A 15,561-nucleotide genomic window follows, 5' to 3' on the forward strand; every position below is an offset into this window, starting at 1 on the left:
CCCCACTTTGCCAAAGCTATGCTTTGTCTCCCCTCCCGAAGAGCGGGGAGGGGATTAAGGGGTGGGGTTCTTCGGGTTTAATAAGCAATCAAGCGGACATGGTTTAATTGGTTGCATATTAGCGAAAAAAGCCACCTAGTTATAGGTGACTTATCTATGATTACAATTAGATAAAAATTACTGAAAGTCTTAACAGTGATTATTCATCAATACAACTGGGAATACCCAAAACAGCGCAGGGGAAATTAGAACCTAGTGCCTCAATCATCGGATGATTGACAGAATTGCAACCGAGAAACAGAATATCAGCAGCTTCTGATTCAACAACTTTGTTAAGTTCTGTAGAAATGCAGCCAAACCGTAAATGAGATTTGAAGGAACCCTGCCACTCTTCAGCCAGACTTCGGGCTTGCCAGAGAATTATATCTGCTTGTTGCAGGGGAGTTACCACTGTCTGCAATTGGGGTTGAGTTAATACCTGTGTGGCAGACTTTGATATTTCACTGATTTGGCACTCAAATGGAGGCTGTTGTATTGGTAAGCTTAAGACATTTGGATACTGACTTTTTGAATTGTCTTCTAGCACATAAACGGCTTGAACTGTGACTTCTGCATTGGTGGCTAAACGTGTTTGATGGGCAATCCAAAAAGCAATATCTAGCGCCGTATGACTGTTAGGAGATGCGTCATAAGCAACAATTAAATTAACTGCTTTTGCTTTTTGAGGTTTTTTAGAAAAAGGTTTTTTTGGTTCTGGCAACAGTACCATTTGTTCAATTAAGTCATCTCGGCCTGTGGCACTTTGCAGACGTGCTAACATTGGCTTAATTTGCACAGCTTTACTTCTCCCAATGAAATGAATTAACAATGAGAAGCAGGGCGATCAATTTGAGATTTTGGACTTTGGCTTACCTCGGCTCCGGTTCCATGTCCGCAAGTCGAGATGCTCGGCACAAGTCGCTCAGTCGAACGATTTTGGATTTTAGATTGAGTGACGATAACCAAAATTTCAAATCTTAAATCAGTCAAGGAAACCCCAATAAGAACTGTATTACAGCCAAAGTCTTGGGGGTTCCTTCCATTGCCTACGGAGTTAGCTGACGGGCTAAGACTGGAAGGTGTCTCTCGTAAGATTAGCCCCAAACATTGGTTCCTCCGTTCCAAATTCAGCTTTCATGAATTTGAATTAGGCTACCCACTAAAAAAAATGATAATCTAATTTACTCGTCTTGGGCAAAATATCGATCAAGGAAATTCAGGGCGTGGTTGCGGAGATCAAAATATTCTTTTGAGTTTCGCATGGCGGCGCGATCGCGTGGATGTTCAAAAGGAACTTCTAATATCTCTCCTATACTAGCAGCTGGGCCATTGGTCATCAAGACGATGCGATCGGACATATAAATTGCTTCATCTACATCGTGGGTAATCATCATCACTGCCTGACGATTATTTTCCCAAATATCCAATACCTGTCGTTGTAATTTGCCACGAGTTAGTGCATCTAGCGCCCCAAAAGGTTCATCCATCAGCAACATTTTGGGACGAATTGCTAAAGCTCTGGCAATACCTACTCGTTGTTTCATACCTCCAGAGATTTCATCAGGATATTTGTCAGCCGCCGCCGTCAAGTTTACCATTGCCAAGTGTTGATTTACAATACTAATTTTTTCAGCCCGATTAGCATTTTTTAACACTTCATCCACAGCTAAACGGATGTTTTCTCGCACGGTTAACCAAGGTAACAGCGAATAATTCTGAAATACCATCATCCGTTCGGCTCCTGGCTGACGAATTTCTTGTCCATCTAGCCTTACTGAGCCGGAAGTCGCTTTTTCTAAACCCGCTACTATCTTTAGTAGGGTTGATTTTCCACAACCAGAGTGACCAATTACAGAAATATATTCATTTTCACCAATCGTCAGATTAACCCCATCTAAAACAACAAAGTTATCTTTATCAGGTGTCGGATAAGACTTAACTAAATTTTCAATTTCTAAAAATCCACGGCGGGGCATAACTTTGGTCTGGGTATTAATAGGTAATGAGGTATATTCCATCATCAAAATGCTCCAGAAATAATTTAGTCATCAGTCAATATTTGAACTTGGGATTTCAGCTAAAATTTTTTTATTTGCATCCTCCCAAAAATAAATCTCTTGTGGGGTGAGCATCTTGCCCGCCCTAGCTGTGCAAATTAAATGCACACAGCTTAAGACATGAAAAAGTTAGTGGGAGCATTAGCCCTGATGGCAAAACTATTCAGATAGCCCACAGGATCACTGGGGTCAAAGCCTTTCTTATCTATAAATACTTCTGGTGGTTCGACCTTGTAATCATCCTTGGGACATTCGATGCCCATTTCAAATGCTATCTCCCGATATAAATCTGTTTTCCAGCCAAGTTCTGCTAGTTTATCGGCATTTTTGGGGAATTCCTTAATTTGTCCCCACCGTGCTGCTTGTGTCATCAGCCAGATACTTCTCGATCTCCATAAGAATGTGGAGTGTTCTCCTGGCTGTTTGGGAAGGTTGTCAGGAATATCGAAGAAAATCGTGGTGTCAGCGGCTTTGATGGTGCGGTCTTTGCCGTCAAAGCCGCCATAGTTGTAATTGCCGAGAATTCCCGGACTTGTAAATTTCGCAATTGGGGCATCTTTCTTTTTAGGTCTAGCACCTGTAAAGGAACGGTCTGTTATCAGTTCGGCTACTTCTTGGCGGTTTTCTGCTTTGCTGCAATACTGACAGGCTTCAATCATCGCCTTGACTAAAGAACGATAGGTTTTGGGATATTGGTCGATGAAAGATTCCATCACCCCCAAAAGTCGATCTGGGTGTCCCAACCAAACTTCTTTACCTTGTGCGAAGGTAAAGCCGATGTTTTCGTTACCTGTTATTGCTCGCGTATTCCAGGGTTCTGCAACCATGTAAGCTTGCATTGCACCAATCCGCACATTTGTCACCATTTGGGGTGGCGGAACGATGATGACGCGAAACTCTTTAAGGGGATCAACACCTGCGGCGGCGGATAAGTAACGGATAAAGTATTCGTAAATGGCTGAACTTAATACTACTGCCCAAACTTTGCCTTCTGGCGGTTGCTTGTCAAAGTAGCCTCGGAAATCGCGCCCAAAGGCTTGTAGCGCCCCATCGCCATATTTTTCTTGATACTCGTACCACGGACGCAGCCCAAAATCCCACATGGCTTTGTTCATTGTCATGGCGTTACCGTGGCGGTGTATGGTCATGGCTGCACACAAAGGGGCGTGGCGTGCGCCTTCAGCACCAATTCTGGCGTTGGTGACTGCACCAGATACTACAGGTGAAGCATCCAGGCGACCAAAAATTAAACCGTCGCGGGAGGTGGCCCAACTGGCTTCGCGGTTGAGTGTAACGTTCAAACCATACTTGCGGAAGAAGCCTTTTTTCCAGGCGATCGCAAATGGCGCACAATCATTAACAGGAACATAACCAACTGTAAGATCAGATTTTTCTAGGTCTTGGGATCTAACTACTGGTTGCACAGCTAAAGCTTCTTCAGTTAGTCCTTTGGCTGACCTATCTCCTGAAATGCCACAGGAGGACAGCGCCATTCCCGCCGTTGTTGCTCCTATTCCCTTGATAATATCTCGTCGAGTCCAGTTAATATCACCCATTCTTGTAGCTCCATTGGTGATTAATTGCTCACGCTTCACACGCAGAGTCTCCTTACATCTTGCTGTTTTGATATAGCAGCCCTAAATGATTCGTGAAATTTTTTCTTTCTTGCTTTCTTTCTTTTCTTCGTGTCCTTTGCGTCTTTGCGGTTCGTTAAAAAAAGTAATTTTCACAACTCAAATAGGACTGCTATAGCAGCCGAATTTTGTTAGTTGGAAGTTTTAGGACGATGGGTTACTAATTCTTGGATTTTACCCACGGCGTAATCCAGGATTAACCCAGTTACACCAATTATCAACACAGCTAAAAAGACTGAACTCAGGTTTAAGCGACTCCATTCATCCCAGACAAAAAAGCCGATACCAACACCGCCTGTGAGCATTTCCACGGCAACGATTACCAGCCAAGCTATCCCTAAACTAATTCTCAAACCTGTAAAAATATATGGCAAACTTGCAGGCCAAATTATTTTTGTAATCCGTCGCCAACGGGGCATTTCTAGGACTTGTGCCACATCTAAATAATCTTTGGGAACGCTAGAAACTCCTAAAGCGGTATTAATAATTGTCGGCCATAAAGAAGTAATAAAGATTACAAAAATGGCTGAAGGATCTGCCAAATTGAAAATTGCTAAGGCGATGGGTAGCCAAGCTAAGGGCGATACAGGTTTAAAAATTTGAATGATCGGATTGAGCGCTAGCATTGCCGGTCTAGACATGCCAATTAGAAACCCCAGAGGAATCGCTACTACCGCACCTAACAAAAAGCCTATTAATACCCGGCGCAGACTTGCGATCAACAGCCAACCAATTCCTAAATTGCCCGGGCCTCGCTGGTAGAAGGGATTTAAAATGTAGTCTAGATTAGCAATTAACGCTTCTGGCGGGGTGGGCATTAATTCATGGTTGACAAGTGCAATAATCCACCACAACACAATTATTCCCAAGAACCCCAACACAGGTAGAAAGAAGACATCTCTAACGATGACAGGTTTTGTCTTTTTCCAAGCAGCTTGTCCAGCGATCGCTGCGATCGCTGCTAAATTTAATTGAAATATCATTTACGACCTCAACAGATTTAAGTGCAGGTACAAAAAATCCGAGCAGTACCAGCCTTGGACACCGATGAGATCGGAACACTATAAAAATGCCGTCTCTTCAGTCTCCTCTCAATGCCTACGAAGTTAGCTGACGGGCTAGGGCTGAGAGATGCCCTTCACAAGAAAGTTATAAGTTAGGAGTTATGAGTTATGAGTTAAATATTAGTATTAGTAATTTCCAACTCCTCACTCTCAACTCCTCACTTTCTATGAGATACGCCCCACAATTTGGTTCCTCCGCTCCAGCGTTATGCACTGTGACACGCTGAATTAGGCTGACTTACTCTAATGGATTACTAAATTATGCACAATATAACATCGATCCTCAGTAAAAGCCATCTATCTTATGATAAATGTTGTTAATTATAATACTAAAATTAAGTATTTTCATTTAATTGTTTGTAATAAATAAAACTTTTAATTTTAGTTGTGTTGTGGTGAACTCCTTGCACAGACAGATAAATAATATAGTCGAGCCAAGCATCAGGAATGTTACATGCTTGATTAATATTTTTTAATACAAAATAGATGATGCTGAGAAAATTTTATATACGGTTGTTAATCAGTAAACAAAAGAGTAAGTAAGCTGTTACGCATAAAACTAGTACATTTACCTGATGACTGTTGACCGTTGACTGATGACCGATAACCCTCAACCGTCAACCGTCAACGATTATAAAGAATATTTATATAATTTAGACGCATATCAGCTTATGTTTAAGCAATAGACAATAGGGCACAGCATTGCTCATTCGTGTCAACTTAACGTGAAAGCCCTAGAATCACCTGGTATTAACGTGAGTTCGACACGTCACAAAGACCTCTCCCTGCTTTTACTACGCAAAACCTGTCCCTCTCCGACTCGGAGAGGGACAGACTTGAACTTTAGTTTAAGTCAGGGAGAGGTTTGTCGAACTCATATCATGTCCGACTTAATACTTATGTCATTGCGAGCGGAGCGTGGCAATCCCAAACCTTTGCGATTGCTTCATTTCACTTCGTTGCATACCCTTCGGGAACGCCAAGGGCGAACGCAATGACATATCGTAAGTGATTTGCCGAACTTGATATCACCTGGTATTAAGTCCACTTGCTTACAATCACTATCCGCCTCACCCCAGTTTTGTCTAAAGCCAAAACTTCCCCTCCCCAAGGCATCGGGGAGGGGATTGAGGGGAGGGGTAAAATGCCTGTGGAATAAGCGTTTAAGCTTAATTTGACACCAATGAGCATTGCTGTGCCCCTACAAATGGTCTGTATTCCAAGCGATCGCTTTAACTTTAAGCCTTAATGTTGTAACCTTAAGGCAAAATGTTCTAGCTCTAAGACTTAATGTTGTAACCTTAAGGCAAAATGTTATAACCTGAAGTCTTAATGTTATCACCTTAAGGCAAAATGTTCTAGCTCTAAGGCTTAATGCTGTAACCTTAAGAGTCAACATTGTAACATTGATGACCAAAGTTTGTTGGTGAGTGCAATCATCGCTACATAAGCTATTACGCTTTTAAATTACATAGTCACTTCCTAAGTTCCTTGACCTCTGACGGTTAACTGTCAACTGTCAACAGTCAACAACCAACACGAAAAGATGTGCAAGTTAAATGCGCGACAGCTTATAATCTATTCCTTTTGGTAGGTGAACAAAATTGTTAAATTTGGTAAAACCTGCCTGTACTCGCTAAACTAATTGGATATGGAAGTTTACTCATCTATCTCCTAGCTGATATTTAACATAATGGATTTTAGTCAAGTACTGGCTGAAAAAACGGACACCATCATCGATAAATGGGTTGCAGCAGTTCGCAAGGATAGACGGATTGAAAGTGCTGATGACCTATCTTACACAGCAGTAAAGGATCACATCCCTGATGTTTTGAAAGCAATGGTGACAGTGCTTGCAAAATTTCAGGATAATGATATTCAGTCAATAGTTACTGCCAGTTTTCAGCATGGAGCTATTCGAGCGGAACAAGGCTTTGACCCAGCAGAAATTGCCAGAGAATATCATCTGCTGCGAACAGTAATATTTGATGCTCTACAACCAGATTTATTGGAGGGAACACCTGTAGAGATAATTCGTTCCATGCGTTTAATTGACGCTATCATAGACGAAGCGATCGCTCGCTGTTTCAAGAGTTATGTTGAGGAGCGGTTGCGAGAATTACAGCAGTTACAGTTATCACTAACGCTTCATAATGATGAACTCACACGCTTGATTAGCGCAAATCAAGAGTATCTTTCACAACTAGCCCACGAATTGAAACATCCCCTAACTTCCATTATTGGTTACTCGGATCTGTTTTTACGCCAACAACGACGAAAGCCTGAGATAAAAGACACTTCTGCCAATCTCGAACATATTGAGCGGGTACTACGCAATGGCAGACAATTACTCCACCTCATCAACGATGTATTAGAACTTTCGCGGTATGACGCAGGGCAGATAAAACTCCACCTAGCACCCACCGATGTGCGTGAATTAATCAATAATGTCTGTGAAATGTTGGAACCTTTAGCTGCTGGGAAAAATTTAAAAGTCGTAGTCGATTGCGAACGCGCTCCCAAAGAAATAATTACAGATCCTTTTCAATGTCAACAAATTATTACAAACCTTATTAGTAATGCGATTCGCTATACAGAGTCGGGGACTATTATTATAATGTGTCAGGTGTTGGAGAATCAGAGATGGGCGATCGCGGTTTCTGACACTGGAATTGGCATTGCACCAGAAAACCAAGCGCAGATATTTGAACCCTACTTTCGCGTCAGTTTTAGCGATCGTCCCTATCTCGCTGATAGTACAGGATTGGGATTAGCGATCGTCTCCCGCTTAGTAAAACTACTCGAAGGTGAAATTAAGCTAGTCTCTGAGGTAGGCGTTGGTTCTACCTTCACCGTAATTTTGCCCTTACAAATAGAGAGTTGATTTCGCGCCAAGACGTAAAATTATACTTTGCGCCTTTGCGTGAAATCAAAAAACATTATTACCGAAAAACTGGGTCTAAAGCCCTGTCATAAAGGACGGCTTTTCTTCCTGTAGTCTATCAATCCAGTCTTCAACCAACTGAGTCATCGTCTTGCGTTTCTGTTTGGCAATTCTTCTTAATTTTTCAAGCCTTTCAGTGTCAACCCGTATACTCAGCCTTTCTTTCATGTTGCTATCCAATGGCTACCCAATGATGGTATCATGGCTCAATACAGTTCAGTTAAGCATTTCTTTCTTCTCTTCCTTTGCGTTCTTTGCGTCCTTTGCGGTAGCCTCCGGCAAGCCGATGCAGCGTCTACGTTAAACAAATTGACTTTGACTAATATTTAAGCCTTAACTGAACCGTATTGTATCATGGCTAATATGAAAACACTGAAGTTCAAGCTCTATCAACACAAACGGAATAGATACCTCAAGCGGTCAATTAATGCTGCTGGGATGATTTATAACCATTGTATTGCTCTGCATAAACGCTACTACCGAATATGGGGCAAACACTTAAACTGTGCAAAGCTTCAGTCTCATATTGCCAAATTAAGAAAACGTAATCAATTTTGGCAATCAGTAGGTTCTCAAGGTGATGTAAGACTGGTTCTGCCTGCAATCGCTGTCTGAAGCTAGAATCCCCACCCTTCAAGGGTGGGGAGTATGTCAAAACAATCCTTGTTTTTTCAACTTATCTAGCGCATCCTCAGCAGCAGCTTTTTCTGCGTCTTTCTTATTCCGTCCCTTACCTTCGCCGTAAAATTTTTCATCTACCAATACTTTTGCTATGAATTCTGGCGCGTGAGAAGGGCCTCCTATTTGTTCTGTAAAGTATTTGGGGGGATTTGGAGTAACGTTGCGTTGCACCCATTCTTGAAAACGATTTTTTGAGTCTACATTAGAACGAGACACAACTATATGCTTAGGATCTACAGAATCAAATAGCGGTTCTATAATTGCACGAACTACTTCTATATTGGAATCATTATCTAAATAGTAAGCACCAAGTACAGCTTCAAAGGTGCTACTGAGCAAATTAGGATTTTGGAAGCCTCCGTCTCGAATTGCGCCTTTTCCTAACCGCATTCTAAAGTCTAAACCTACCTCCTCGGCGAACTTTGCCAATTGCTTCTCATCTACCAGCGCCGAACGCCGCCGGGTTAATTCATCTTCTCCCATTTCTGGGTGACACTTATATAGATATTCGCCACTTAAGAAATTCAGCAAAGCATCACCGAGGAATTCTAGGCGTTCATTATGTTCGCCTTCTCCGGGGTTTTCATGGACATAAGAACGGTGGGTAAGTGCTTGTCGCAGAACTTTTTCATTATGGAATATTAGAAGTTTGTGCATTTTATCTTGTGTCTTGTTGCAGAAATTGACTGTTGGGAAACTTGACAAGTGTTCTTTTGTTTAGACATGAAAAAACCGCAAAGCGCGGTGTTTTGGGAAAACCCAGTTTTTTATTTGACTGGGTTTTTCAAAGCTATTTTATGCAGCCAGTATATCTAACTCAGTTGAAAATAACTCCTGATTTTGCTTTCGGACTTTGCCATCCTTGACAGCAACATCAATAAACTGGCTAAAACTCTTAAATTTCTTGCCATCATCTGTAGAAATAGATAAATATCCTTGATAGTTAGCACAACGTTGACGCATCAATCTATCAATGCGACCAAATACGGTAGGCTTACCTTGGCTTGAGGCAGTTTTGATAGCTTGAATTAGATACTCTATAGCCTCTTTGTAATTAATCTGAGACACAATGGAAATAATTTGAGGCTGATTTTTCTCGCTAATTAATCTGGCTAAATCATCTAAAAAGTAAAATTCATCAGCTAATTCTTTAAGCTTTTGTTTTACATTACCTATTTGAGCAAGAATGATGGCTTGTTTCCCCAATTTTTGCAGATTGTGAACCAATTTTATAAAGTCTCCATCTCCTGATATGAGCATAATTATATCTGGAGACATATTACTGTGAATCTCCTCTAAGCAGTCGGCTATTAATTGGTTATCTGCACTATTTTTTAAAGGACAGGGAACATCAACACAGTTAAAACCAAAATTGCCTAAATCATCCTTTACAGCAGCTTGATCTTGACGCTGTGAATTGTAGTAGACATTTGTGCTAATTACACGCCCTTTGGATTGGGCTAAATCCAGCAATGATTTAGCTTGAGATGGACTTAATTTAGCGTTTTGATAATCCCAATAAATGGAAACTAGAGGTAGCTGTTGGCTTGTTTGTTTTTTGGAAGATTGATTAGGGTGTGGCATTGTAATATATCCAGTATTCTTTGGTGAACTGGACAGCTTCAACAAATCACACATCTAGCAGTAGCAGGGCTTTATACGAGGAATTTATACTCAAAAAGTACTTCCCTGTAATAAAGCTTTCTACCGTCGCTTTGGTTTGGTTTAAGTCTTAGCCGTAGAATTCCTGGCTTACTACCAAGTTTCGCGTCATCCTTTCCCCTGAACATTCATCAAACATCTTGTCTTCCCGTTGAAAGTCTAGTCAATCAGTTAACTTGACATTGGGCTAAATACTCAGCCGAAGAGATGACACGAAGCTCGGCAGGAAACTAGGAATTCTGCTGCTAAGACAGCTACCAAAAACCTGCGCTTTAGAGTGCGGTTACTTTGCTGTCTTAAATATACATTCGCATAGCTGTTCCTGGATGTCAATATAGTTATTTATGAAGATTTAGTAAAAGCGCTCACTCATATCCATGAACTTTAAAAATGCTCTATGGGATTATTTAAAAAATATTTAAGCTAATAAATAATTTATGGTTTGTTTTGAGCGATCGCACCATACAAAATACCTAAAATCCTCTTAATATCCTTAATATAATATTCACTCAAATCAATCGAAACTATATTGCCTTCGAGCTTGAGAAATTGCCAGATCGTACCGATAGTAACAGCACCATATATAGCTTTGATTTGATTTCCACCTCTCTCGTTAAATAACTGAGCAGCTACCATTTCGGCAATACATTGGGCTAAACCAGACCTCAAATTCTCGTTTTTACTTTCTACTAAGACAATGACCGGACTACGCACAAGCAACTGCTCCGAAGAAAGACTTAAAATAAAATCACAAAAGCCATTTAGTCCTCGTTGACTATCAACAGTAAAATCAACTCCAGAAAAAAAGCTTATCTCATAATTAAATTTGCGTCTAATTTCTAATAAAATTGGACTTATTATCATTTCACTTCGAGCTTTTTCTGAACTTATCGCTACTGCTAAATCAACATTTTCCCTAAGAATAGTAGATAATAAATCACTACATTCTTGCTCCTGCACATTTGCGAATAGTCCAGATGATTCGTGGATAACTAACCCAAAAGAATCAATAACTTCAATAAGTTTAAAATCACTATAAGCCATAAAATTTACTACTTTGTCTTATAGTAATTCAAAATGATTTGTAAAAGGGTTTTATTTTTTAATCGAACCACAGAGACGCAGAGAACACGGAGAGATAAAAAATAGATATTTTCACGCATAATTTATATTTAGGACTGCTATATATATGACTCAATGTTATTTCATTGCTATAGCAATGTTTAAAAAATTATCTTGGGCGGAAACACCCTAACTAAATCAAGAGATAAATCAGGAAAACAAGGAAAATTTATTATCTGATTTGACAAAATAATTCGCTTATTTAAATAACCATGTTTACCTTGATTATCCTGATATGGCTCACTGTAAGCTTCCAAATAGTTATCAAATAAATTAAATATCCAATAATCAGCAATACCTGCTTTAGCATAGAGAGGTATTTTCACATCTTGGTCATAAGCTAAAGAAGAATCTGAAACCTCCATTACTAATAACACATCAGCAGGTTGAGGATGACCAGAAAGATAATTATCATCTCGGTTTTGAAGAATAGCAAAATCCGGTTCAGGTTCGCTATTAGGTGGCAAAGCAATCGGAGCTTGAGATTGCAAAGTTGCCCTATCACCTACAAGTTTTGGCAGTTCTCGCAACAAGTTTCGCAAACAAGTTTCATGGGCTGTACCTTTGGATGCCATTTCAATAATTTCCCCATTGATTAATTCAATGTGGTCATCTTCATGGAAAAAGCCCAATTCTCCAAGCCTGTGGTATTCATCCAGTGTGAAGCGTTTAGCCTGAGCAATACTCATAACCTTACCTTTCTCTCATTGCCATAATCCCTATTCTAAATGTGTCAGAAATTGGTATGCTAAAGGCCAAGACTCGCTATGAAAGCAAACAATGCCTGCGCCTACTATCAACCCCACCATCACTGCCTTTCCCTTGACAGCCGTAGTCGGTCAAGAAGCAATTAAATTAGCCTTGCTGTTAGCAGCCGTTGATCCTGGTTTGGGAGGAGTAGCGATCGCAGGTCGTCGCGGTACGGCAAAATCTGTAATGGCTCGTGCTATCCACGCTCTACTACCGCCGATTGAAGTTGTCAAAGGCTCAATCAGTAATTGTGACCCCAACCACCCCGAAGAATGGGATGATCAACTGTTGGCGGAGTACGCAGACAAAGATATTCAAGATGTGCCCGTTGAAATTATCCCTGCGCCTTTTTTGCAAATTCCTCTAGGTATCACAGAAGACCGACTATTAGGTTCAGTAGATGTTGAAAAGTCGGTAAAACAAGGTGATACCATTTTTCAGCCTGGATTACTCGCTACAGCAAACCGGGGTGTACTGTACGTAGACGAAATTAATTTATTAGATGACCAAATATCAAATCAGCTTCTAACAGTATTATCTGAAGGACGCAACCAGATTGAACGGGAAGGGATTAGTTTTCAGCATCCGTGCAAATCCCTATTTATTGCCACCTATAATCCCGAAGAAGGCGGATTACGGGAGCATTTGCTAGATAGAATTGCGATCGCACTCTCTGCTGACGGTGTACTCGGCTTAGATCAAAGAGTAGAAGCAGTTGAAGTTGCGATCGCTTATTCTAAATCTCCCCAAGACTTCCTCAAGCAGTACAACGAAGACTTAGACTCCCTGAAAACCCAAATCATCTTGGCACGGGAATGGTTGAAAGAAGTTATCATCACCCATGAACAAATTGCCTACTTGGTAGATGAAGCTATTCGTGGAGGAGTTCAGGGACATCGCGCCGAGTTATTCGCTGCGCGGGTTGCCAAAGCTGCGGCGGCTTTAGAAGGGCGAACAACAGTTAATGCCGAAGATTTGCGCCGTGCTGTAGAACTGGTGATTGTACCACGCGCCACAGTTGTGCAGACACCGCCACCCGAACAATCACCACCACCGCCGCCACCGCCGCCGCAACAGAATCAAGAAGAACCTCAGGACGAATCAGAAGACGAAGAACAAGAAGAACAAGAAGAGAATCAAGAGCAAGAACCCCCTAGTATCCCGGAAGAATTTATCTTTGATCCGGAAGGGGTAATCCTTGATGACAACGTGCTGTATTTTACTCAAATGGCGAAGCGGCAAGGTAAATCTGGTAGTCGCAGTGTCATCTTTTCCGATGACAGGGGACGCTACATTAAGCCGATGTTGCCCAAGGGGAAAGCGCGACGCATTGCAGTAGATGCCACGCTGAGAGCTGCGGCTCCTTATCAAAAAGCACGAAGAGAAAGACAACCAGATAGAAAAGTTATTGTCGAACAGGCTGATATTCGCTCGAAACGCCTGGTACGTAAAGCCGGGGCGTTGGTAGTGTTTGTGGTAGATGCTTCTGGCTCAATGGCCCTGAATCGAATGCAATCGGCTAAAGGTGCGGTGATGCAACTGTTAACAGAAGCTTATCAAAACCGCGACCAAATAGCATTAATTCCCTTCCGGGGAGAACAGGCAGAGGTATTATTGCCTCCAACACGTTCTATTGCCTTAGCGCGTAACCGTTTGGAAAGGTTGCCCTGTGGTGGGGGTTCGCCCTTAGCGCATGGTTTAACCCAAGCTGTGCGCGTCGGCTTAAATGCTCAGATGAGTGGAGATATTGGGCAAGTTGTCCTTGTAGCAATCACCGATGGGCGGGGTAATATTCCCTTAGCGCGTTCTTTAGGTGAACAGCTAGAACCAGGAGAAAAGCCAGATATAAAAGGAGAATTATTAGAAATTGCTGCCAGAATTCGTGCTTTGGGAATGCAACTATTAGTAATTGATACGGAAAGTAAATTTGTGTCTACTGGCTTTGCTAAAGAATTATCACAAACAGCAGGCGGTAAATATTATCATTTGCCAAAAGCGACAGATCAAGCTATTGCTGCCATGACCAAAGGTGCGATCGCTGATTTAAAATCTCGTTGAGTAGAGTGGGGGATGAGGGGGATGAGGGAGATGAGGGGGATGAGGGGGATGAGGGAGATGAGGGGGATGAGGGGGATGAGGGGGATGAGGGAGGTTAATGCTTAATTAGCCAAGGTGATGGTTTGTTAATTATGTGTACTAGACCGCTGAGAACTTGGTTGTATGTACCATATAGTTCTCGACCTATTTCAATATTCATGTAGTTGCACTTAACAGCAAACTCAATCCAGGTCTGAGTTTCTGCTGATTCTGCTTCACAGTCATTCAACTTAGCCACAAAAGCAGCTTGATATCTTCTTTTACGCCATCCCTCAGCAAAATTAGCACAAACTGAACGTGAAGAGCGACGAATTTGGTCAGTTAGTGAATAACGTTCCTCTACTGGAAACTTCTTTGATAGTTCAAAAATTATCATGGCTGAATCAAAAGCCATTTTATAAACTTCTAAATCCTTGTGATCTTTAATAACTCTTATACTGTTCTCCCTCATCTCCCCCTACTCCCTCATCCCCCTCATCCCCCTCATCCCCCTCATCCCCCTCATCCCCCTCATCCCCCTCATCTCCCTCATCCCCCTCATCCCCCTCATCTCCCTCAAATGACTACGATCCAGTGGGCATTACCTGTGGTTGCAAATAGCAAATCAAATCTTGAATTCCCTTTTGCAGATACCGCGTTACTGTCATTGGACTAGTACCAATGTTTTTAGCAGCATCCTTGCGAGAAAGTTCCTTCAAAAATACCATTTCAACTGCCATGCGAGGCTTTTCTTCCAACATATTGATTGCGCCTTGGAGTTGTTGGCGTTCTTCTTCTTGTTGCAGAAGAACATGAGAACGAGGACAAGGAAGTGCTTCACCCAAGGTTATTTGGCAATCAACATAGTTAACTGCGGTTGCATCTAAACTCAAAGGCATCCGGTTTTGAGCAGCTAACTTGGTTTCTTGCCATTCTTGCACAGATACCCGGAGGTGGCTGGCAATTTCAGCATCCTTGGGCTGGCGACCTAAAGACATTGCCAAGTCCTTGCGAATCTTTTGCCCTTCATTATATAATTCTTGCCAACGACGGGGAATTTTTAATAAAGTACTGCGATCGCGCAAAAAGTGCAGCATCTCACCGCGAATATATGGCACAGCAAAGGAACTAAAAGCATATCCTTGGCTAGGGTCGAAACGCTCAATTGCCCTAATCAAACCAAAATAACCGATTTGTTCTAAATCTTCATAAGGTTCATTACATTGATGGCTAAATTTATGAGCCATCTTCCGCACTAAGCCAGTATGTAACTGTACAAGTTTATTACGAAGTTTAATAGAAGGATTCTGGTGGTACAAGTGTAATAATTCTATACCATCAGTTCGTAAAGAGGACTCACTTGCTGCCATATACATTCCTTTGTTGTAACTCCTATTCCTGGAAAAATGGAGTTGCGTATATTTTCTTTTAAGCTGTCATTATTTTCCTTAGTTAGGGCAGAATAAGCCATCGTCGTTTCACTGAACTTATAAGGAGCCGCACTCTACAATTCAGTATTTGTACGCATGATT

Annotated in this window: 13 protein-coding genes, 1 pseudogene and 2 riboswitches; of the genes and pseudogenes, 3 read left to right on the forward strand and 11 right to left on the reverse strand. The window is 41.5% G+C overall.

The window, feature by feature from the left end:
• Nucleotides 1–199: 199 nt before the first annotated feature.
• The 4 genes from LC586_RS08370 to ntrB all read right to left on the reverse strand — a co-directional run bounded on the left by LC586_RS08370 (nucleotide 200) and on the right by ntrB (nucleotide 4,713).
• Nucleotides 200–820, reverse strand: coding sequence for a universal stress protein (locus LC586_RS08370; RefSeq protein ID WP_229484190.1), 621 nt, complete (start codon nucleotides 818–820; stop codon nucleotides 200–202).
• A gap of 247 nt (nucleotides 821–1,067) precedes the next feature.
• Nucleotides 1,068–1,182, reverse strand: a riboswitch (cyclic di-AMP (ydaO/yuaA leader).
• A gap of 38 nt (nucleotides 1,183–1,220) precedes the next feature.
• The gene (locus LC586_RS08380; RefSeq protein WP_229484191.1) at nucleotides 1,221–2,057 is read right to left on the reverse strand and encodes an ABC transporter ATP-binding protein; all 837 of its coding nucleotides are present in this window, start codon (nucleotides 2,055–2,057) and stop codon (nucleotides 1,221–1,223) included.
• A gap of 152 nt (nucleotides 2,058–2,209) precedes the next feature.
• Nucleotides 2,210–3,652: an ABC transporter substrate-binding protein gene (locus tag LC586_RS08385; RefSeq protein ID WP_229484114.1), complete on the reverse strand. Its 1,443-nt coding sequence runs from the start codon at nucleotides 3,650–3,652 to the stop codon at nucleotides 2,210–2,212.
• Between the two features lie 209 nt (nucleotides 3,653–3,861).
• Nucleotides 3,862–4,713, reverse strand: coding sequence for a nitrate ABC transporter permease (ntrB, locus tag LC586_RS08390; protein ID WP_229484115.1), 852 nt, complete (start codon nucleotides 4,711–4,713; stop codon nucleotides 3,862–3,864).
• Nucleotides 4,714–4,810: 97 nt separating this feature from the next.
• Nucleotides 4,811–5,039, reverse strand: a riboswitch (cyclic di-AMP (ydaO/yuaA leader).
• A 1,448-nt stretch (nucleotides 5,040–6,487) separates the two neighbouring features.
• On the opposite strand from ntrB, the gene LC586_RS08395 reads away from it, so the two are divergent.
• A complete protein-coding gene (locus LC586_RS08395) occupies nucleotides 6,488–7,678 on the forward strand; it encodes a sensor histidine kinase (RefSeq protein ID WP_229484116.1) in 1,191 nt (396 codons plus the stop codon).
• A gap of 75 nt (nucleotides 7,679–7,753) precedes the next feature.
• On the opposite strand, the gene LC586_RS08400 is transcribed toward LC586_RS08395, so the two are convergent.
• Entirely contained in the window at nucleotides 7,754–7,906 is a 153-nt protein-coding gene (locus LC586_RS08400; RefSeq protein ID WP_229484117.1) for a DUF6364 family protein, read from the reverse strand.
• A 195-nt stretch (nucleotides 7,907–8,101) separates the two neighbouring features.
• On the opposite strand from LC586_RS08400, the pseudogene LC586_RS08405 reads away from it, so the two are divergent.
• Nucleotides 8,102–8,314: pseudogene (locus LC586_RS08405) on the forward strand (RNA-guided endonuclease TnpB family protein); the annotation flags it as partial.
• A gap of 75 nt (nucleotides 8,315–8,389) precedes the next feature.
• On the opposite strand, the gene rnc reads toward LC586_RS08405, so the two are convergent.
• The 4 genes from rnc to LC586_RS08425 form a co-directional block, all read right to left on the reverse strand.
• Nucleotides 8,390–9,076, reverse strand: a complete 687-nt coding sequence (gene rnc / locus LC586_RS08410; RefSeq protein WP_229484118.1) for a ribonuclease III — start codon at nucleotides 9,074–9,076, stop codon at nucleotides 8,390–8,392.
• Nucleotides 9,077–9,214: 138 nt separating this feature from the next.
• Nucleotides 9,215–10,003: an NYN domain-containing protein gene (locus LC586_RS08415; RefSeq protein WP_229484119.1), complete on the reverse strand. Its 789-nt coding sequence runs from the start codon at nucleotides 10,001–10,003 to the stop codon at nucleotides 9,215–9,217.
• 513 nt (nucleotides 10,004–10,516) lie between these two features.
• Nucleotides 10,517–11,125 carry a hypothetical protein gene (locus LC586_RS08420; protein ID WP_229484120.1) on the reverse strand — a complete coding sequence of 203 codons (609 nt, stop codon included), beginning with the start codon at nucleotides 11,123–11,125 and terminating at the stop codon, nucleotides 10,517–10,519.
• 179 nt (nucleotides 11,126–11,304) lie between these two features.
• Nucleotides 11,305–11,892 carry a Uma2 family endonuclease gene (locus tag LC586_RS08425; RefSeq protein WP_229484121.1) on the reverse strand — a complete coding sequence of 196 codons (588 nt, stop codon included), beginning with the start codon at nucleotides 11,890–11,892 and terminating at the stop codon, nucleotides 11,305–11,307.
• Between the two features lie 91 nt (nucleotides 11,893–11,983).
• On the opposite strand from LC586_RS08425, the gene bchD reads away from it, so the two are divergent.
• The gene (bchD, locus tag LC586_RS08430) at nucleotides 11,984–14,011 is read left to right on the forward strand and encodes a magnesium chelatase ATPase subunit D (RefSeq protein WP_229484122.1); all 2,028 of its coding nucleotides are present in this window, start codon (nucleotides 11,984–11,986) and stop codon (nucleotides 14,009–14,011) included.
• A 94-nt stretch (nucleotides 14,012–14,105) separates the two neighbouring features.
• Here bchD and LC586_RS08435 read toward each other — a convergent pair whose 3' ends face one another.
• Together LC586_RS08435 and LC586_RS08440 are read right to left on the reverse strand one after the other, a co-directional pair.
• Nucleotides 14,106–14,501, reverse strand: a complete 396-nt coding sequence (locus LC586_RS08435) for a four helix bundle protein (RefSeq protein WP_229458469.1) — start codon at nucleotides 14,499–14,501, stop codon at nucleotides 14,106–14,108.
• 112 nt (nucleotides 14,502–14,613) lie between these two features.
• Entirely contained in the window at nucleotides 14,614–15,399 is a 786-nt protein-coding gene (locus LC586_RS08440; protein ID WP_118167949.1) for an RNA polymerase sigma factor SigF, read from the reverse strand.
• Nucleotides 15,400–15,561 lie beyond the last annotated feature (162 nt).

This window comes from Nostoc favosum CHAB5714 (assembly GCF_020829495.1).
Classification (GTDB): Bacteria; Cyanobacteriota; Cyanobacteriia; order Cyanobacteriales; family Nostocaceae; genus Nostoc; species Nostoc favosum.